Source organism: Pseudonocardia sp. Cha107L01, assembly GCF_052566575.1.
Map to the genome: position 1 here is coordinate 3357030 of NZ_CP199579.1, position 17812 is coordinate 3374841.

At 70.4% G+C, this 17812-nt stretch carries 19 protein-coding genes and 1 tRNA gene; 8 read left to right on the forward strand and 12 right to left on the reverse strand.

Annotation, left to right across the window (positions count from 1 at the left end; genetic code table 11):
- Positions 1-74 precede the first annotated feature (74 nt).
- Positions 75-1160, forward strand: coding sequence for a DNA topoisomerase IB (locus ACTXG6_RS15865; RefSeq protein ID WP_445188573.1), 1086 nt, complete (start codon positions 75-77; stop codon positions 1158-1160).
- A 167-nt stretch (positions 1161-1327) separates the two neighbouring features.
- Positions 1328-1795 (forward strand): ATP-binding protein, encoded by a 468-nt coding sequence (locus ACTXG6_RS15870; RefSeq protein ID WP_445188574.1) that lies wholly within the window; start codon positions 1328-1330, stop codon positions 1793-1795.
- 18 nt (positions 1796-1813) lie between these two features.
- Here the strand turns inward: ACTXG6_RS15870 and ACTXG6_RS15875 are convergent, their stop codons facing one another.
- The 3 genes from ACTXG6_RS15875 to ACTXG6_RS15885 form a co-directional block, all read right to left on the reverse strand.
- Positions 1814-2662 (reverse strand): phytanoyl-CoA dioxygenase family protein, encoded by an 849-nt coding sequence (locus tag ACTXG6_RS15875; protein ID WP_445188575.1) that lies wholly within the window; start codon positions 2660-2662, stop codon positions 1814-1816.
- Positions 2663-2818: 156 nt separating this feature from the next.
- A complete protein-coding gene (locus ACTXG6_RS15880; RefSeq protein WP_445188576.1) occupies positions 2819-3415 on the reverse strand; it encodes a TetR/AcrR family transcriptional regulator in 597 nt (198 codons plus the stop codon).
- Between the two features lie 330 nt (positions 3416-3745).
- Entirely contained in the window at positions 3746-4168 is a 423-nt protein-coding gene (locus ACTXG6_RS15885; RefSeq protein WP_445188577.1) for a hypothetical protein, read from the reverse strand.
- A gap of 176 nt (positions 4169-4344) precedes the next feature.
- On the opposite strand from ACTXG6_RS15885, the gene ACTXG6_RS15890 reads away from it, so the two are divergent.
- The 3 genes from ACTXG6_RS15890 to ACTXG6_RS15900 all read left to right on the forward strand — a co-directional run bounded on the left by ACTXG6_RS15890 (position 4345) and on the right by ACTXG6_RS15900 (position 5756).
- Positions 4345-4587, forward strand: a complete 243-nt coding sequence (locus ACTXG6_RS15890) for a DnaJ family domain-containing protein (RefSeq protein ID WP_445188578.1) — start codon at positions 4345-4347, stop codon at positions 4585-4587.
- Positions 4523-4843 carry a hypothetical protein gene (locus tag ACTXG6_RS15895; RefSeq protein WP_445188579.1) on the forward strand — a complete coding sequence of 107 codons (321 nt, stop codon included), beginning with the start codon at positions 4523-4525 and terminating at the stop codon, positions 4841-4843. Before ACTXG6_RS15890 ends, ACTXG6_RS15895 begins: the two co-directional genes overlap by 65 nt.
- A gap of 142 nt (positions 4844-4985) precedes the next feature.
- Complete coding sequence (locus ACTXG6_RS15900) at positions 4986-5756, forward strand: SDR family NAD(P)-dependent oxidoreductase (RefSeq protein ID WP_445188580.1); 771 nt, start codon at positions 4986-4988, stop codon at positions 5754-5756.
- 62 nt (positions 5757-5818) lie between these two features.
- On the opposite strand, the gene ACTXG6_RS15905 is transcribed toward ACTXG6_RS15900, so the two are convergent.
- From ACTXG6_RS15905 to ACTXG6_RS15920, 4 genes are all read right to left on the reverse strand, one after another.
- Positions 5819-6553, reverse strand: coding sequence for a GntR family transcriptional regulator (locus tag ACTXG6_RS15905; RefSeq protein WP_445188581.1), 735 nt, complete (start codon positions 6551-6553; stop codon positions 5819-5821).
- On the reverse strand, positions 6550-8070 hold the full coding sequence (locus ACTXG6_RS15910) for a fumarylacetoacetate hydrolase family protein (protein WP_445188582.1): 1521 nt from the start codon (positions 8068-8070) through the stop codon (positions 6550-6552). The genes ACTXG6_RS15905 and ACTXG6_RS15910 overlap by 4 nt, the downstream gene beginning before the upstream one ends.
- Positions 8071-8141: 71 nt before the next feature.
- A complete protein-coding gene (locus ACTXG6_RS15915) occupies positions 8142-10082 on the reverse strand; it encodes a glycosyltransferase (RefSeq protein WP_445188583.1) in 1941 nt (646 codons plus the stop codon).
- A 178-nt stretch (positions 10083-10260) separates the two neighbouring features.
- Positions 10261-10866, reverse strand: coding sequence for a TetR/AcrR family transcriptional regulator (locus tag ACTXG6_RS15920; protein ID WP_445188584.1), 606 nt, complete (start codon positions 10864-10866; stop codon positions 10261-10263).
- A 154-nt stretch (positions 10867-11020) separates the two neighbouring features.
- On the opposite strand from ACTXG6_RS15920, the gene ACTXG6_RS15925 reads away from it, so the two are divergent.
- On the forward strand, positions 11021-12385 hold the full coding sequence (locus ACTXG6_RS15925) for a cytochrome P450 (protein ID WP_445188585.1): 1365 nt from the start codon (positions 11021-11023) through the stop codon (positions 12383-12385).
- A gap of 11 nt (positions 12386-12396) precedes the next feature.
- On the opposite strand, the gene ACTXG6_RS15930 is transcribed toward ACTXG6_RS15925, so the two are convergent.
- From ACTXG6_RS15930 to ACTXG6_RS15940, 3 genes are all read right to left on the reverse strand, one after another.
- Positions 12397-12672, reverse strand: coding sequence for a hypothetical protein (locus tag ACTXG6_RS15930; RefSeq protein WP_445188586.1), 276 nt, complete (start codon positions 12670-12672; stop codon positions 12397-12399).
- Positions 12673-12758: 86 nt separating this feature from the next.
- The gene (locus ACTXG6_RS15935) at positions 12759-14408 is read right to left on the reverse strand and encodes an NAD-dependent malic enzyme (protein WP_445188587.1); all 1650 of its coding nucleotides are present in this window, start codon (positions 14406-14408) and stop codon (positions 12759-12761) included.
- 127 nt (positions 14409-14535) lie between these two features.
- Entirely contained in the window at positions 14536-15633 is a 1098-nt protein-coding gene (locus ACTXG6_RS15940) for a hypothetical protein (RefSeq protein ID WP_445188588.1), read from the reverse strand.
- Between the two features lie 264 nt (positions 15634-15897).
- Here ACTXG6_RS15940 and ACTXG6_RS15945 point away from each other — a divergent pair.
- Positions 15898-15972 (forward strand) — tRNA-Ile (locus tag ACTXG6_RS15945).
- Positions 15973-16308: 336 nt separating this feature from the next.
- On the opposite strand, the gene ACTXG6_RS15950 is transcribed toward ACTXG6_RS15945, so the two are convergent.
- Positions 16309-16464 (reverse strand): hypothetical protein, encoded by a 156-nt coding sequence (locus tag ACTXG6_RS15950; protein ID WP_445188589.1) that lies wholly within the window; start codon positions 16462-16464, stop codon positions 16309-16311.
- A 36-nt stretch (positions 16465-16500) separates the two neighbouring features.
- Between ACTXG6_RS15950 and ACTXG6_RS15955 the strand changes: the two genes are divergently transcribed.
- Complete coding sequence (locus tag ACTXG6_RS15955) at positions 16501-16929, forward strand: transposase (protein WP_445188590.1); 429 nt, start codon at positions 16501-16503, stop codon at positions 16927-16929.
- A 14-nt stretch (positions 16930-16943) separates the two neighbouring features.
- On the opposite strand, the gene ACTXG6_RS15960 is transcribed toward ACTXG6_RS15955, so the two are convergent.
- Positions 16944-17234 (reverse strand): DUF1841 family protein, encoded by a 291-nt coding sequence (locus tag ACTXG6_RS15960; protein WP_445190019.1) that lies wholly within the window; start codon positions 17232-17234, stop codon positions 16944-16946.
- Between the last annotated feature and the right edge of the window lie 578 nt (positions 17235-17812).

The following is a 17812-nucleotide window of genomic DNA, read 5'->3' on the forward strand; positions in this document are numbered from 1 at the left end:
CCCGGATACCCGCGTTGGCGTGCCGCCGGAGCGTTCGGACGCGTCAGCCGCGCCGAATCGGGGTATCAGTCGGTGTGACGACGGGTGACGCGGAGGAGGGGTGCAGCGGCCTCCGGCGCGTCGTGCTCACCGATCCGGGCATCACCAGGATCCGCCGGGGACGCGGCTTCCAGTACCGGGGTGCCGACGGTGGGCCCATCGCCGGCCGGGCGGACCTGGCGCGGCTGCGGGCGCTGGCGGTGCCGCCGGCCTGGACCGAGGTCTGGATCTGCACCGCCGCCGACGGGCACATCCAGGCCGTGGGCACCGATGCGGCCGGGCGGCGGCAGTACCTCTACCACGACCGCTGGCGAGAGGCCCGGGACCGCGCCAAGTTCGACCGGGTGCTGCGACTGGCGCGGCGGTTGCCGGCGGTCCGCGAGGAGGTGGCGCGGCGGCTCGGCGCGGGCGGCGGTCTGCGGCCGGACCGGGTGCTCGCCGGCGCGCTGCGCATGCTGGAGCTGGGGGCGTTCCGGGTCGGCGGGGACCAGTACGCCCCGGACGACGACAGCGACGGCGAGGCCGAGGGCAGCTTCGGTCTGGCCACCCTGCGCCTCGAGCACGTCCGCCGGGTGCGCGGCGAGGTCCGGGTCAGCTACCCGGCCAAGGGTGGCGTGCAGCGGGAGATCGCCCTGCGGGACCCGCAGCTGCACCGGCTCGTCGGCTCGCTGCTGCGCCGCCGGGGTGCCGCGCCCGAGCAGGACCTGCTGGTCTACCGCAACGGCCGGGGGTGGCACGACGTCAGGGCCGAGGACGTCAACGGGTACCTCAAGCAGCTCGCCGGCGACGAGTTCACTGCCAAGGACCTGCGTACCTGGAACGCCACGGTGCTCGCGGCGGTCTCACTGGCCGGCGCCGACCCCGACCGGGTCCGCACGGCGCGCGGCCGCAAGCGGGTGCTCACCGCGTCCTACCGTGAGGTGGCTGAGCACCTGGGCAACACCCCGACGGTGGCCCGCCAGTCCTACGTCGACCCGAGGGTGGCCGGCGCTTTCGAGCTGGGCCGCACCGTCGAGCGCGCGGTACGCCGCGCCGCCCGCACCTCGGCAACCACCGAGGAGACCAGAGCGATCATCGAACCGGCGGTCATCCGACTGCTGCGAAGATCATCAACACGTTGAGGCGGCGGAAATGTACGGGCAGGCGCTCGGCGGCTGGCTGCGCGCTGCGAGCGGTAGCTAATTCGGGTATGGGATCGGGCCCGACCGGGTACCCCGTCATCGCTGCGGTGCCCGGGACCCCGGTGGCGTGGCCGTCCACCTAACGCAGGCCGAGTCGGGGTGCCGAAATGGTTGAGCCGGAGATCGTGGGACAACAGCCGAGGGCGGAGTTCGCGCACAAGAGCTGGCCGGCCCGACCGAAGGAGCTGGGCCCCATCCGCGCGGAGGTCCGCCGCTGGCTGGCGCCGCTCAGCCTCACCGAGAGCGCGCGGCAGGACCTGGTGCTGGCGGTGAGCGAGGCGGCGACCAACGCCATCGAGCACGCGCACACGCCGGCGGACCCGGGCGACACCGTGGAGCTGGCCTTCTGGACCGAGCCGCACTTCGTGTGCATCGAGATCGTGGATCATGGAGAGTGGCGGCCGCCGCCGGGTCGCCCGACCGGGCGGGGGCTCGGGATCCCGATCATGCAGCGGCTCGTCGAGTCCGTCGCGATCCACTACGACGCCAGGGGCACCCGGGTGCTGCTGAGCCACCCACTGCCCGGCGGAGCTCGCGTGGTTCCGTCGACCGGGGTGAACCTGCCGCTGATCTGAGCCGCATCGCCAGGTCCGTCACCGGGCCGCGTTCTTGATGAACTCGGAGGCGGCGCCCGCCGCCGGCACGGTGCCGCCGAAGTAGCTGCCCCGGACATGCCGCCGCGTTGCGCCATCGTCGGTGGCGCGCGCCGCGGCGTGCCACAGGAAGCAGTCGTGCAGGATCACGTCGCCGGCCTCGACGTAGACCGCGACCTCGCCGCGCACCTTCTCGAACCCGAGCGGCATCGGAAAGGGCGGCGGAACCTGGCTGTGGCCACCCGCCGGCCGCGCGGTCGCGGGGACCGGCACGTTGTTGATATTGCTGTACGGCGCCGGAGTGGACCACAGCTGACTGCCCGGCACGACCCGCAGGAACCCGTTCTGTGGGCTGGTGCCGTCGAGATGGAAGGTGAAGGCGGTCGCCGGCCACACGTCGAGGCTGGGACCCGCCTGCCAGTCGGAGTGCCACCCGATGCGGGTGTACCCGGACTCCTTGCCGGGGCGGGCGTCCTGGTACACGACCCCGGCGCGGTTGTCGTCGCCCAACCAGCAGCCCGGACCCAGGAGCTCGGCCATGATCGCCGTGAGTTGGGGGCTCGTGATCGCGGTACGGACGGCGTCGGACACCTCCGAGACGTGTTCCACGTAGTTCACGAAGAACTCGGCTTTTGCCGCTTCGTCGAGGAACGCGGTGGAGCCGTAGCGCTCGGACAGCCGCCCCGAGAGGACGCCTTCCTGCGCCGCGACGCATTCCTGTTCCATCTGGCCGAACAGCGCGTGGTCGAGTAGTCCGCGCACGACGACGTAGCCGTGCATCTGGTAGTACCAGCGGATGGCGTCGACGTCGGCCACGTCGAAGACACCGGTCTCGCCAAGAACGGTCATGACGGCCTCCAGTTCCAGTGCGCTACTCAGAATCGGAGTGAATCATATGGTTCAAAGCTGGTCAATGAGCGTGCTCGGAGATCTAACAGGGTGTTACCAGCGCGAAACGCCTGCGACACTCAGTCGGTCACTGCGTGATTGAACCGATCGATTCAGTCAGCTCTGAGAGGTTGCCTTGGTGGCGAGTGCCCTGGAGCAGATCGCCTCGGCGTTCGCCTGGGCGGCGAGGTGCACCCGCCGGTCGTCACCGGCGCTGAGCAGGTCCATCTGCAGGCCCCGCCACGCGGCGACCAGTTCACGGGCGAGCACCCGGGCCGGCCCCGGATCGACGCCGTCGCGCACCAGCGTTGCCGCCACATCAGCGGCGAAGTCGTCCGCCACGGTGTCCAGCCAGCCGCCGAACACCCCGGGTTGGCTCACCGCAAGACCGAATACGCTGAAGAAGAGCCGCACGAACGGGCGCGTCTCCAGTGCGGAGATTCCGTCCCAGGCGCGCAGGAGCCGTGTCTCGAGGCCGTCGTCGGAGTCGCGCAGGATGTCCGGGATCTCGGCGAACCGCGGAAACCTCAGGCGCGCGGCGCGGAGCGCATCCACGATCAGTTGCTCTTTCGAGCCGAAGTAGTACAGCAGCATGCGGTTGTTCGAGCCCGTTGCCGCGGCGATACCGCGCAGGGTCAGCCCGGCGATCCCGTTCTCCAGAATGTGGTCCACGACGAGTCCGAGCAACCGGTCCCGCTCGATGCCCCTTTCCACGCGCGCAGCATATAGCCGGTGTCTGCCGTGCTCGGCGGAGATGCGTGCGCGGCGACCAGCGGACGCCGCCCGCTCCGGACCGCGTGTCCGCTCGGGCCGTGGAACCAGAGCTCGGCCAGCGCATTGGTCCCGCTCATTCCGACGCCGAGGACATCGGCCGTCGTCCGCCGGTAGCTTTCGATCGCCTCCACGAGTTGGCGCACCCGCAACGCAAGCTGGTCCATGCCCACCTCGACGACTCCGGTGTCGGCCACGCTGCCGCGGCTGAGGGAGCGAGAGGGTATCAGATAGTGCGATCGTCGAACTAACGATGATCGGTACTCAATACGCTCAGGAGCTGACCGGGCGCCGGGCGCCGAACCAGGACCAGGCGAGCAACCAGGCGGAGCCGACCAGGAGCAGCATCGCGAGCGGGACGTGGATGTAGAGGGTCGGCCCGTGCCCGGTGAGCGCCTGGATGAAGGTGGCCACGAACACGACGGCCGCCAGGACGGTCGGCCACGGGGTGCCTCGGCTCGACCGCCAGACCCACGCGGCGGCGATCATAGTCAGCCCGGTGAGCACGTGAATCACCACGGCGCCGGCCTCGTGCAGCACCAGCCCCTCCTGGCTCTTCATCAGCAGCCGCCCGGCGCTGGCCCCTTGGCAGATCACGTTCAGGGTGCTCAGCAACGCCAGGTAGCGCAGTGCCACCAGCGGCAGGCCGGGCTTTGCGCTGTGAATGCGACTGGCTGAAACGGCGTGCGTGGACATCGTCCTCCTGTCGGTACCTCTCGCGGAGGCCCTGTCGTGTGCGAGCGCGTGAGCCGGGGACGGACCCCACCCGCGTGGACCCGTCCCAGCTGTGACACGGCGCCGCACCCGGTTCGGTTCGATCTCCGGTGCCCGAACCGGTGTGACGTGCGCCGCTGGGTTGGCATACTGGAACGGTGAGCGAGCGCTGGTCGCGCTACGAGTCGGTGATCGACGAGCAGATCCGCAAGGCTCAGGAGCGCGGGGACTTCGACAACCTCCCCGGCAAGGGTAAACCCCTGCCGGGGCTGGACGGGCCGGACGACGACCTGTGGTGGGTGCGCGGCTACATCCGCCGCGAGGGGCTCTCCGGCGATGCGCTGCTGCCCCTCACTGCAGCTGCGCAAGGAGATCGAGCGGCTGGACGACTCGGTCCGTGAGCTCACCGCCGAGCGGGCGGTCCGGGACACGGTCTCGGAGCTGAACCGGCGGATCGCGGAGTGGCTGCGGGCCCCGGTCGGTCCCGCCGTGCCGATCGGCCCGGTCAATGCCGACGATGTCGTGGCGCGGTGGCTCGCCGCCCGGTCCGTAGGGCGGGCCGGTGTGCCGCCGCCCGCCGCGGCTGCCCCGACGGAGCCCGAGAGCCCGGTCGGTCGGCGACCGTGGTGGCGCCGGCGCACCCGTCGCACACCCTGACGTCCCCGGTCACCATCCGACGGACAGTCGCGCCCAGCACCGGGCCGAGTAGGACCCGACGCGGTAACTTCTGTCCCGAGGGAAACCAAGGATCATGAACAGAGATCGATCACGCCTCGGCGGATGGGTCGGAAGGACCGGTATGGATATCGCGGGTGCATCTGCCATCGTCACCGGAGGGGCCTCGGGCCTGGGTGAGGCCACGGCTCGCCGGTTGGCGGCGAAGGGCGCGAAGGTCGTCGTGCTCGACCTGAACGAGGAGCTCGGCAAGGCTGTGGCCCAGGAGATCGGCGGTGAGTTCGCCAAGGCCGATGTCGCCGACGAGGCACAGGTCCAGGCCGCGGTGGAGGCCGCCTCGGAGATGGGGCCGCTGCGGGTCCTGGTCAACAGCGCGGGCCTTGGCAAGGCCGCCCGGATCATCGGCCGCGACCTGAGCCCGATCCCGCTGGAGCAGTTCGAGTTCGTGATCCGGGTGAACCTCGTCGGCACCTACAACTGCGCGCGGCTGGCCGCCTCCGCCATGGCGAAGACCGATCCGCTGGAGGACGGCACCTCGCGGGGCGCGATCCTGAACACCGCGTCCGCGGCCGCCTTCGACGGCCAGATCGGCCAGACCCCCTACTCGGCGTCCAAGGGGGGCGTCGTCGGCATGACGCTGCCGATGGCGCGCGACCTGGCCCGGCACGGCATCCGGGTCAACACGATCGCCCCCGGCCTGATCGACACCCCGATCTACGGCACGGGGGAGAAGGCCGACGCGTTCAAGGCCCAGCTCGGCCAGAGCGTCGTCTACCCGAACCGGCTCGGCTACGCCGACGAGTTCGCCTCGATGGCGCTGGAGGTGCTCACCAACGACTACATGAACGGCGAGACCATCCGGCTCGACGGCGCGATCCGGATGCCCCCGAAGTAGGCACCCCGCCTCCCGGGTGGGCGGCGGGGCCAGGCCCACCGGACCCCGCCGCCCGGCCCAGGTCAGGCCCGGTCCTCCTCGCCGGGGGTGCCCCGGGACAGGAAGGCCCGCAGGGTGGCCAGCCGGTGCTCCCGCGCGGCGGCCTCGACCTCAGCCGGCCCGGCGCCCGAGCCGATCAGCCGGAGCAGCTCGTCGTGCTCCGCGACCGAGTCGGCCGCGCGGCCGGGGATGAGGACGAAGCTGGAGTCCCGGATGGTGGCCATCCGGGCCCAGCCGCGCTCGACGAGCTCGGCCAGCTGGGGGTTCGGGCACGGCCCGCAGAGCACCCGGTGGAACTCGCGGTTGAGCGCGGTGAACGCCATCGGGTCGAAATCGCGCAGGCTGCCGAGAAGTCGCTGGTTGAGATCCGCGGCGCGGGCCAGCCCGACCTTGCCGAGCAGTGGCGCGGCCAATGCGGTCGCCGCGCCCTCGACGATGGCCAGTGTCTGCATGGCGTGCCGGTACTCGGTCGGGTTGACCCCGGTGACCCGGGCGCCGACGTTGCGCTCGAACTGCACGAACTGCTCCGCCTCGAGCCTGCGGACCGCCTCCCGGACCGGTACCGGCGAGACCCGCAGCTCACGGGCCAGCCGGTCGAGGACCAGTCGGTAGCCGGCGGAGTAGCTGCCGTCCACGATCCGTGACTTGATCACTTCGTAGGCGTGCTGCGACTTGCTGGGAGCCGCGGGCTCGCTCGGTGTTGTTGGTTCGCTCGCGGGCTCGCTCGGCGCTGGTGGTTCGCTCGCCGGCTCGCTCACTGCGTCCCCAGCCAATGCTGGTACCTGGCCAGCCAGCTGCCGCTGAGCGGGTAGAGCCCGTCTACCGAGGCGCCGGCGGCGACCTGCTCGGTGACGAACCGCTCCTGGCGCTCCTGCTCGACGGCGTCGGTGAGCACCTCCTCGGCGATCGCCGGTGGGATCACCACGACGCCGTCGTCGTCGCCGGCCAGGATGTCGCCGGGCAGCACCGTGGTGCCGCCGCAGGCGATGGCCACGTCGATCTCCCAGGGCACGTGCCGGCGACCCAGCACGGCCGGGTGCGCGCCGGCGTGGAACACCGGGATGTCCAGCTCCGCCACCGCCGCGGCGTCCCGCAGCCCGCCGTCGGTGACGATCGCCGCCGCCCCACGCACCTGGGCTCGCAGCGCGAGAATGTCGCCGATCGTGCCGGTGCCCCGCTCGCCCCGGGCGTCCATCACCAGTACCTCGCCAGGGCCGACCGACTCGATGGCCCGCTTCTGGGCGTTGAACCCACCGCCACGCTCGTCGAACAGGTCGGGGCGGTGCGGCAGGTAGCGCAGCGTCCGGGCGCGCCCGGTGAACCGGGAGCCCGGCCGGGCCGGGTGCACCCCGTCCACCGAGACGTCGTTCAGACCACGCCGGCGAAGCTGCGCGGACAGCGTCGCCACCGCAACCGAACCCAGCCGCGCCAGCAGTTCGTCCGGCACGGCCGAGGCCAGCACTCCGGCCGCCGGCCGAACCTCGGCGGGCACCGGGGACACCGCCCGCCCGACCGGGGCGACCGCCGTGCCCAGGGCATCCGCGCGCAGCGCCGCGTCGACCTTCGCCGGCGCGCCGACGGTGGCCAGCTTCGGGCCCTCGACGATCGTGGTGCGCAGCCGACCGGTGCTCACCGGACGCCCCGGTGCGAGGCTGTCGACCTGCACCTCGACCACTGATCCCGGGTGCACCACCGACGCCCCGGCCGGCGTGCCGGTCAGGATCACGTCGCCGCGTTCCAGGGTGGACAGCCGGGACAGGTCGGCCACCAGTTCGGCGAACGGGAACAACAGGTTCTCGGTGTCGTCGGACTGCGCCAGCTCGCCGTCGACCCAAGTGTGCAGCCGCAGCGCCATCGGGTCCACCGTGCGCGCGTCGAGCAGGGTCGGGCCGATCGGGGTGAACCCGTCGCCGCCCTTCGCGCGCAGGTTGGAGCCCCTGTCGGCGTAGCGCAGGTCGTAGAGCCCGAAGTCGTTGGCGGCGGTCACCCAACCGACGTGCGACCAGGCCAGCTCCGGTTCGACCCGGTGCGCCGGGGTGTCGATGACCAGCGCGATCTCGCCCTCGAAGACCAGCAGCTCAGTGCCGGACGGCCGCTCGATGACGCCGTCCGAGGCCGCCAGCGAGCTGCTCGGCTTCAGGAAGTAGGACCCGTGCGCCGGGGTGCGACCGCGCTGCGCGGCCCGGCTCCGATAGTTCAGATGTATCGCGATGACCTTGCCGGGACGAACACCCAGCTCGGTGCTGATCAGGTCGGTACCAGGGGACTCCACCACATAACCTCCTGGCCGACACTATATGGAATCATATACGATCCGGCCGAGAGGTGTCCGTCACGGTCCCGCACTCACCCGTGGAAGATCTGGTTCCAGCGCTTCTCGCCGGTCAGCTCCGGCAGCGCGTCGCGGTAGGTCCGGCGCAGCCGGGGGAACTCGCGGGCCAGTCGCAGGTGGTTGGCGAGCGCGGTGGACAGCAGCTTCCAGAAGACCCTCGGGTCCCGCTTACGGTACGCGACACCGCGGCCGTCCGAGGTGCCCACGGTGGCGCCGTCGAGGCGGGAGAGGAGGAACCAGCGCGCGTCCTGCGCGGCGATGTTCAGCTGCGGGCGGGAGTGGTGCTGTTCCTTGACCGGCATGAGGTTGTGCACCAGTCCGCTGACCAGGGTGGCGCCGATGGTGACGGGGTTGGTCGGCGGCTTGAGGAACCTCGCGGCGCGCACCCGGTCCATGGACGGCAGTGGCACCTGCTTGGCCGACGCCAGGACCCGGCCGTCGTCGAACTCCGACCGCTTCTTGCGCACCTCGCCCAGTGCCACCGGCAGCTGGTCGAACAGCGCCTCGGGCCCTTCGGCGAAGTCGTGCATGGCCAGTTCCTGCAGGGCGACCGTGGAGTACTCCAGCGACATCAGGTGCTTCAGGGTGTTCTTCATGCTGTCCCGGAAGAGGGCGCCGCCGTGTCGGTACGGGCTGTGCAATGCGGCGACCACGAGCCGGTTGCGCAGGTGGAAGTAGGCCTGCCAGTCGGTGGCGTCGTCCTTGTCCGACCAGGGCATGTGCCAGATGGCCACGCCGGGCAGGGTCGCCGTCGGGTGCCCGGCCTGCTGGGCGCGCAGCCCGTACTCGGTGTCGTCCCACTTGATGAACAGCGGCAGCGGCAGGCCGAGCTTCTCCACGATGACCCGGGGGATCAGGCACATCCACCAGCCGTTGTAGTCCACGTCGACGCGCCGGTGCAGGTCGAGTGACTTGGTGGCGTGCCGCAGCGGGTACTTGGCGAAGTTGTGGTCGTGCTTGACGTGCGGCGCGGGACCCCACTTGAACCTGTAGTGGTCCACCACCTCGCCCATCGTGTGCAGGTGGCTGCGGGCCTGCAGGTTCAGCATCTGGCCGCCGACGATCATCGGGTGCTCGGCGAACCGGGAGAACGCGATCGCGCGCAGCACCGAGTCCGGCTCGATCACGATGTCGTCGTCCATCAGCAGGATCTGCTCGCAGTCCGTGCTGGTCAGCGCCTCGTGCATGCCCCGGGAGAAACCACCGGAACCACCCAGGTTGGGCTGGTCGTGGATCCGCAGCCGGTCGCCAAGCACCTCGGCGGCGGCGCCGAAACCGGCCGCGTCGCGCACCTTGCGGTTGCCCTGGTCAGCAATGTTGATCACGCCGATGGCGGCCAGCACCAGCGGGTCCTCGCCGAGGGCGGTGAGTGCGGCGGCGCAGTCGTCCGGGCGGTTGAAGGTGGTGATGCCGATGGCCGCGTTCGCCCGCCCCGGCGCGTCGATGCCGGCGTACCAGCCGGCTTCGAGCATGGTCACCGGCTCGTCGTCGGTCGTGAGGTCGAACCAGTACCAGCCGCCGTCCTCGAACGGCTGCAGGTCCAGGACGAACCGACTCTGGTGCGGCCCGGCGCCGCCCGCATCGCCGAGCACGGTGCCGCGCACGTGGATGTGGCTGCCGTCGGCCTTCGACCGGTAGATGTCGATCCGGCACTCGGCGTCCACGGCCAGGCGCAGCTCGACGCTCTCCAGCCTCGTCCAGCGCCGCCAGTAGCTGGCCGGGAACGCGTTGAAGTAGCTGGCGAAGCTGATCTCGGACTGGGCCGGCAGCCGCAGCCGGGTACGGCTGTCCGCACCCGCCCGCGTCCGGTTGCCCTCGTCCTCGTCCAGATACAGCGCACGCACGTCCAGCGGGTCACCGGCGCGGGGCAGGATCACCCGCTGCAGCAGGCTGCCCGGACCGTCCCAATGGACCGGCGGTGCGGTGGTGCCGTCCGGGGTGGCGAACTCGGTCATGGTCCCTGCCCAGTCCTCTGCGGGTGTGCCCCTTCGGTGCCGTGCTCCCCGTGACGCTGATGTCGAACGCGCCACCTCGGGTTCACGGCACCGCAAACTAGCGGGCGGGCCGTCCTGTGGTGGACCTCACCCCCGGATGAGCGACGCCGCACCCTGGTTCCGCGGCGGCGGGGGCCCCTCATTCGTGTGGGCGGCACAGGTAGCCGGTGGTGAGTTCGGCGATGCTGTGGGCGGCCTGGTCGGTGTTGCCGCTGGGGCGCACGATGTGACTGAGGGCGAGTCGCACGGTGGCTTCGGCCGCCAGGGTCGTTTCGCGCGCGGACAGGTTGGGCCAGCGACTGAGGGCCGCGCCGGTCATGCGTGCGGTGGCGTAGTCGATGACCTGGGTGCCTTCGCTGGTCAGCAGCGGGAGGAAGTCTTCGCGGGAGGCGCCGGTGAGCACGGTGGACAGCACCGGGTCGACCTCGGCGGCGCGCAGCGCGGACAGTACGGCTGCCTCCCAGCCGGTGGCGAGATTGTCGGCGCTGATCAGGGCGGCCTCGACGCCGTCGAGGAAGCGTTGGGTGATGCGCAGGATGAGTGCTTCGGCCAACCGGGTCTTGTTGCCGAACTCGTAGTACAGGGTGCGCCGGCTGATGCCGACCTGGTCGGCGACGGTCTGCATCCGCAGCGAGGCCCAGCCGCCGGCGAACACCACGGCGGACGCGGCGTCGAGTACCTCGTCGCGCAGCTGGGAACGGACTCGTTCGGTGAAGGTCGCGGCCACGGTGCCAGTCTCGGACATTTGGCCCGTAGTACGCAAGTAATGCACACCGAATGGCACGGTATCCTGTGGTTGCACGAAAGCTAGTACTTGTGCAACACCGGCATGGCGTGGGACCTTATGTGCAGTGAGGTTGCTCGACGATGAGATGACGATCACTCGGGAGGACGCGGCGATGACCACCACCGACGACCAGGACACCGGCGGCTACCGGGCCGGCGGCTCCGAAGGCCAGGGCACCGGGCTGACCCAGCACTCCAGCGGCAACCCCGACCGCCCCTACGACGAGATCGACCTGTCGACCGAGGCGTTCTGGTCCGGGACGATGGACGAGCGTGAGGAGTCCTTCGCGGTGCTGCGCCGGGAGCGGCCGATCACCTGGCAGCCGCCGTTCTCCGACCAGTTGATGCCGGTCGAGGACGACTACGGGTACTGGGCGGTCACCACGCACCGGCACCTGACCGAGGTGACCAAGCGCCCGCAGGATTTCCTGTCCGGCCCGGGCATCGTGATGGACAACCTGCCGACCGAGTTCCTGGAGTCCGCGCAGTCGATCATCGCGATGGACCCGCCTCGACACACGAAGCTGCGCCGGCTGATGTCCGCCGCGTTCACCCCGAAGCAGATGCGCCGCATCGAGGACCAGATCAAGGCCAACGCCACGAAGGTGGTCGACCACCTCGTCGAGAAGGCGAAGGCCGCACCGGACGGGTGGGTCGACTTCGTCGCCGAGTGCGGCGCGCTCCTGCCGATGCACAACTTCAACGACATGATGGGCGTGCCCGACGGCGTCCGGCAGAAGACCTCGCACGAGATGTCGGTGATGATGTCCTGGGGCGATGACGAGATCACCGGGTCGACGCGGGAGGAGAAGTTCGCCGCGATCTTCAACGCGCTGACCTTCATGCACCAGCTGTCCAAGGAGACCGTCGACGAGCGGCGGGCCAACCCCACCGGCGACCTGTTCACCGCACTGGCCCAGGCCGAGGTTGACGGCGAGAAGCTCACCGATCACGAGATCGGGTCCTTCTTCGTGCTGTTGACCGTCGCCGGCAACGACACCACCCGCCAGTCCCTGGCCCACGGGCTACGCGGGCTGACCACCAACCCCGAGCAGCGCGCGTGGTTGACCGAGGACCTCGAGGGGCGCATGCAGACCTCGGTCGAGGAGCTGGTGCGTTGGGCGACACCGATCATGACCTTCCGCCGCACCGCCGCCCGGGACTGCGAGCTCGACGGCGTACAGATCGCCGAGGGCGACAAGCTGGTGATGTTCTACTCCTCGGCCAACCGGGACGAGACGGCGATCGAGCGCGCGCACGAGCTGGACCTGTCGCGCCACCCGAATCCGCACATCTCCTTCGGCGGCGGCGGCATCCACCACTGCCTGGGCAACCAGCTCGCCCGGTTCCAGATCCGCGCCCTGTTCATCGAACTGCTCACCCGCTGTCCCGACATCATCGCCGGCGAACCCGAGCTGTCCCCGGGGAACTTCTTCCACGTCGTGAAGCGGATGCCCTGCAAGCCCTTCGCCGACTAGCTCGGCTTCGGCTAGTGAAGACCGCGGTACTCGTTGTAGTGCCGGTAGGCCTGGACCACGGCCGGGATGGTGGGCGCCTTCGCGCAGAACTCCTGCTCGCTGTACTCGAGCACCGCGGGCGTGGCCGGCGCCGGCGGCGCGAGGGGCGGCACGGCGCCACTGCTCGCCGAGGTGGAGTTCGTCGATGCGGCGTCGGTGGCCGCCGGTCCGCCGCAGGCGCCGACGGACAGCGCCGCGATCACCGCGAGCGGAAGAAGGCGCGACAGCTGTGTGGTGTTGACGGTCATGACGCTCGGCCCCCTGAGTAGCGACGGATGCGGTGGCATCCGAGGACAACGGTGACCGAAGTGCCTTACGAACCGCTTGCACGCGGCTACCGGTAGGCCGGGATCCACCGGGCCGCACGGATCGCCTCGTCGACCTCCTCCTCGGTGAGCTTGGGTGCCACACCGTCCTCGACGGCCGCCCTGGCGACCGCACGGGCGACGGCGTCAGCGGCGTCGGCGAGGTGGGCCCGGTCCGGCAGCAGCGCGCCGTTCGGGTCGTCGTGGATGGTGGCGGCGGCCGCGACGGCCGCGGCGGCGACGGTGAGCATCGAGTCGGTCACCCTGGTGGCTTGCACCGCGGTCACCGCCAGCCCGATACCGGGGAAGACGTAGACGTTGTTGCACTGGGCGACCGGCATCTCGCCGCCGCCTTCGAGCCGCATCGGCGGGAACGGTGACCCGGTGGCGACCAGTGCCCGGCCGCCGGTCCAGTCCGCGAGGTCCTGCGGGCGTGCCTCGCTGCGGCTGGTCGGGTTGGACAGCGGCATGATGATCGGCCGTTCGACCTGCTCGGCCATGGCGAGCACCACTTCCTCGGTGAACGCACCGGCGGCGGTGGAAAGGCCGATCAGCGCCGTCGGCCCGACCGCCTTGACCACGTCGAGCAGCGACGCCTCGTGGCCATGGTCCGAGGTGGGCACCGCGTCCGGAGGTTGCGCGAGCCGCCGCTGCGCCGGGTCGAGGTCGGCGCGGTCGCTGGTGACCAGGCCCCTGATGTCCACCACGTAGACCCTGGCGCGGGCGTCGTCCTCGCTCAGCCCGTCGGAGACCATCGCCCGGACGATCTGTTCGCACACGCCGATGCCGGCCGAGCCGGCGCCGAGCATGACGACCTTCTGCTCGGCCACCCGCGAGCCGATCGCGGTCACCCCGGCGGTCAACGCGGCCAGTGCCACGGCGGCGGTGCCCTGGATGTCGTCGTTGAAGGTGAGCAGCTGGTCGCGGTAGCGGTCCAGGATCGGCAGCGCGTGCGGCGTGGCGAAGTCCTCCCACTGCAGCAGCACGTCCGGCAGCTCGGCCTGCACGGCGTCGACGAACTGGTCGACGAAGTGGAAGTAGTCGTCCCCGGTGACGCGGCGGTGCCGCCAACCCAGGTACATCGGGTCGTCCAGCAGCTCGGCGTTGTCGGTGCCGACGTCGAGCAGGATCGGCAGAGTGCGGTCCGGGGCGATGCCGCCGAGCGCGGTGTACAGCGAGAGCTTGCCGATCGGGATGCCCATGCCGCCGACTCCCTGGTCGCCGAGGCCGAGGATGCGCTGCCCGTCGGTGACCACGATGACGTCCACGTTCGGCCGCGGCCGGTTGCGCAGTATCTCGCCGATGCGTTCCCGGTCCGGGTAGGAGATGAACAGCCCGCGCGGGCGGCGGTAGATCTCGCTGAACCGCTGGCAGGCCAGCCCGACCGTCGGTGTGTAGACGATCGGCAGCATCTCCTCCACGTGCTCGGTCAGCAGCCGGTAGAACATTGTCTCGTTGAGGTCCTGCAGGGCGCGCAGGTTGATGTGCGCGGCGATGTCGGTGGCCTGGTCGCGGAACGCCGCGTACGCGCGGGCGACCTGCTGCTCCAAGGTCTCCACGGTGGCCGGCAGCAGGCCACGCAGGCCCAGCCGCGAGCGGTCGTCCTCGGTGAACGCGGTCCCCCGGTTGCGCACCGAATCCTCGAGGATCCGGAGGGCGGCCGCTCGCTCGTCCTTCATCGCCGCCGCGTTCCTTTCGTCCAGGGACCTGCCGGTCACCCCACTGGCGGCGGAGCACGGTCGGGCCGCCACCGTTCAACCCTGGCACGGGCGAGCTGGCGACCTCAAGATCGGCCCGGCGCGTTTCTCAGGCGATGCGGCCGCTGAGCTGGAGGTGGCGCGGGTCACCGCCCTCCTCAGTGATCACCTGGGTGGCCATGCGGAGGAACTCGGTGTAGGCCGAGGCGACCTCGGCGGGGTCGGAGGTGCCCAGGAGGGTGTGGGTGAAGGTGTCGAGCGGCCAGGTCAGCAGCTTGCCGTGGCGCGCGAGGTAGAGCCCGACCCGGCGGATCCGGTAGCGGTCCGGCGCGTCGAGCCAGGTGTAGGCGAGCAACTGCTGCAGCCAGTCCACCGTGCGTTCGTGGTTACGGGCGTGCATGACGGTCTTGACGTCGATCAGGGTGTCGCCGATGAGCAGGTCGCCGTCCGCCCAGTGCGGGACGAAGACCGGCCCGGCGATCCCCAGGGCCGCACCGGGTGCCGGGTTGCCGGCCAACTCGCGCAGCGCCCGCAGAGCCCCGCTGGTGTGCGCCCGGGTGGCGAGCGCCAGCAGCTCGTTCAGCGCGTGGGCCGGAGCGAGGTCGAGCAGCTCGGCGACGGTGTTCGCGGTGAAGTCGAGGTCGAGTCGGCGGGAGCGGTAGGCGCCCTCCCACGCGGTGAGCACCCAGCAGGCGCGCGCGAGGGTCGTCTCACCGCCGAGGCTGGCGGCCAGCTGGCCGGGCGGGGTGTGGCGGCTGAGGTAGTCGCGCAGGCGGGTCATGAACTCGGTGACGACGGCGCCTTCGCAGGGCGGGCTTGCCGGTGTGGGGCCGATGTCGAGCCATCCAGCGCGGGTGGGTCGCCAGTCACAGGCCCGCTCCTGTTGGGCCGGGGAGAGCTCGGTGTGGGTGGGGAAGCTGGCGGCGGCCCGGTGGACCTCCGGCCAGTCGGCCAGCTCGGCGGAGACGGTGCCGTAGAGCGCGTAGTACGGCGGCGCGTGCTGGGTGAGGAAGGCCAGCCGTTGGCCGAAGGCGCCGCCGATGTCGGCCCAGTGCCGGCCGTCGATGTCCTGGCCGGTGGGGCGGACCGGACGGCCCGCGCCGGTGAGTGCCTCGTCGATGCGCGCGGCCACATCGGCGGCGCCGGTCATCGTGGAGCGCATCCAGGAGCCCAGCGCACCGCTGCGCTGTTGCGACGTCAGCGACATGCTTCGGCCACCTGTGGATCACTGTGGTTCGGTTGATCACGACCCGTGACGGGTGCGGTGCACAGACACCCGCTCGCGCGTGGGGATAGCGGCAACGGTGGGGCCTCGCGGTCCTGGATGGGATGATCAGTCGACGGGGCTGAGGATGACGGCAACCTCGGTGCCGGCGACGATACCTCCCAAACCGGCCCCACGACGACTACCGGGGCACTCGGAGAGTCACAACCGCGGCCGGTGGTCGTTGCGCTAGCCTCGAAGCTCGTCGGGGCGGTAGCTCAGCTGGTCAGAGCAGCGGACTCATAATCCGTCAGGTCGTGGGTTCGAGCCCCACCCGCCCCACTCGTTTTGCCTGGTAGACGCACTGTGGGGCGATCACTGGTGATCGACTGAAGATCGAATCCTCCTCTAATCCCCCTCATCGGCAGGATCAGGGTGACGGACGCCGCTCGGCCATATGGCTAGAGCTGCACCCGAAGTTGATCATGATCTCTTAGCGTCATTCCATGATCAACTGGCTCCGCGCATTGTTTCGGCGCGGGCGCCACCATCGCGGTCGCGGTCGCGGTCGCGGTCGCGGTCGCGGTCGGCGGAACGGCATCGAGCTTCGCGGTCGGGGCGCGGTCCGCCGAGGTGGTGGGCGCCGCCGGTTGGGGTAGCCGGCGGGCCGACCATCCGTTACGCGGCGGTCCTCCACAGTGCGATCACCAACGCAGCCAGCATGCCGAACACGATGATCGCGCTGGTGTAGACCGGCATCATCAGGGTGGACGAGAGGTCCGGCGGCATCGGAACGGGTTGGTTGTGGGCGGGGAGCATCGTTGGCAGCAACATCGGGGCGTCGCTCCTGGGTTCTTAGCGGATCTTCGGGTGTGCGACACCGAGGGGCAGCCAGCCGCGATCGTCAACGACCTCGCTCCGGGGCTGACTGACCGGCGTGGGATCGGGCCGGTCAGCGGCGCGCAAGCCATCGTCTCGTTCTCCCACCCCGGGCGGTGTCGCAACGACGCCGCGTACGCCTCCCTCGCCGGAACCAGCCCGATCGAGGCCTCCAGCGGGCGCACCGTGCGCCATCGACTCAACCGCGGCGGCGACCGCGCACTCAACAAGGCCATCCACGTCATCGCCAACACCAGGATCCGCAGCGACCCCGCCACCCAGGCCTACGTGGCCCGGCGCACCACCGAAGGCAAGACCCCCAGGGAGATCCGACGCTGCATCAAGCGCTACATCACCCGCCAGCTCTACCGCACCCTCGCCACCGCGATGGCTCCCGCCACCGCCGCGCACAGCCTATGACTCATCCGGGCTGCTCACAGCGCCCGTAACCGAGCTCGGTAAGCGGTCATGTCCGGGTCGGGGGCGTGCTGGCCGGTCATAGCGGGGTAGAGCTCCTGGCTCAGTTCGTAGGCCAGCGCGTGCAAGATCGTGTGCCGGTCATGACCCTGGGCGAGAAGCCGCCGGGCGGCTTGCCACACCTCTGCCGGGGTGTCGTCCCAGAGTTGGTTGGCGATGACCCGGTGCAACACGACGTGCAGCCGAGGGTTGACGCTCGACCAACCCGTCCGACATCGGATCAGCGAGCACCGCTCGATACTCCCGATGCTCGGCGAGGATCAACAGTTCGCGCTGGTCCTCATCGGCTGGGTCAAGCTCGACTGCCTCGCCACCGTCGATGCTGGTCACGATGGTCGGGACACTGAACCGGCGACGCGCCAGCAGCTACCCCCTCACAGCGGGGTCAGCCAGCGCCGACGGGGCAACCCCCACGACGTAGCTCTCCGCGCCATCAGCGTCAACCGCAGCCGAGTCAAGGCCTTGATCGAGCCCGCGCAACCGGGGGCCGGGCTGCCGCGCGCGCTGCACCCGCCGAAGCTTCTTCCGCGAACGGTTCCCGCGACCAGCCGAGCTCACCGACCCACACTCTCAGATCCACCCCCACCATGACGAGGTCACACCCACACCGCCTCGAGATTGCTTCGGGGACTTGACATAGATAGAAGCGTCACAGTACGGCCGTACGAAACATCGAGGCTAGCGACCCATAGCGGCTCGCTCCGAAACGAAGCGAGTAGTAACCATGGTGGTAGCGGGGCCGGGGGGCCGTACGAATGTCCCGCATACGACGGCTGGTCGCCTGGGTCTCGGACACGTTTGCAGCTGGCCGGTAATCGCAGAGTGC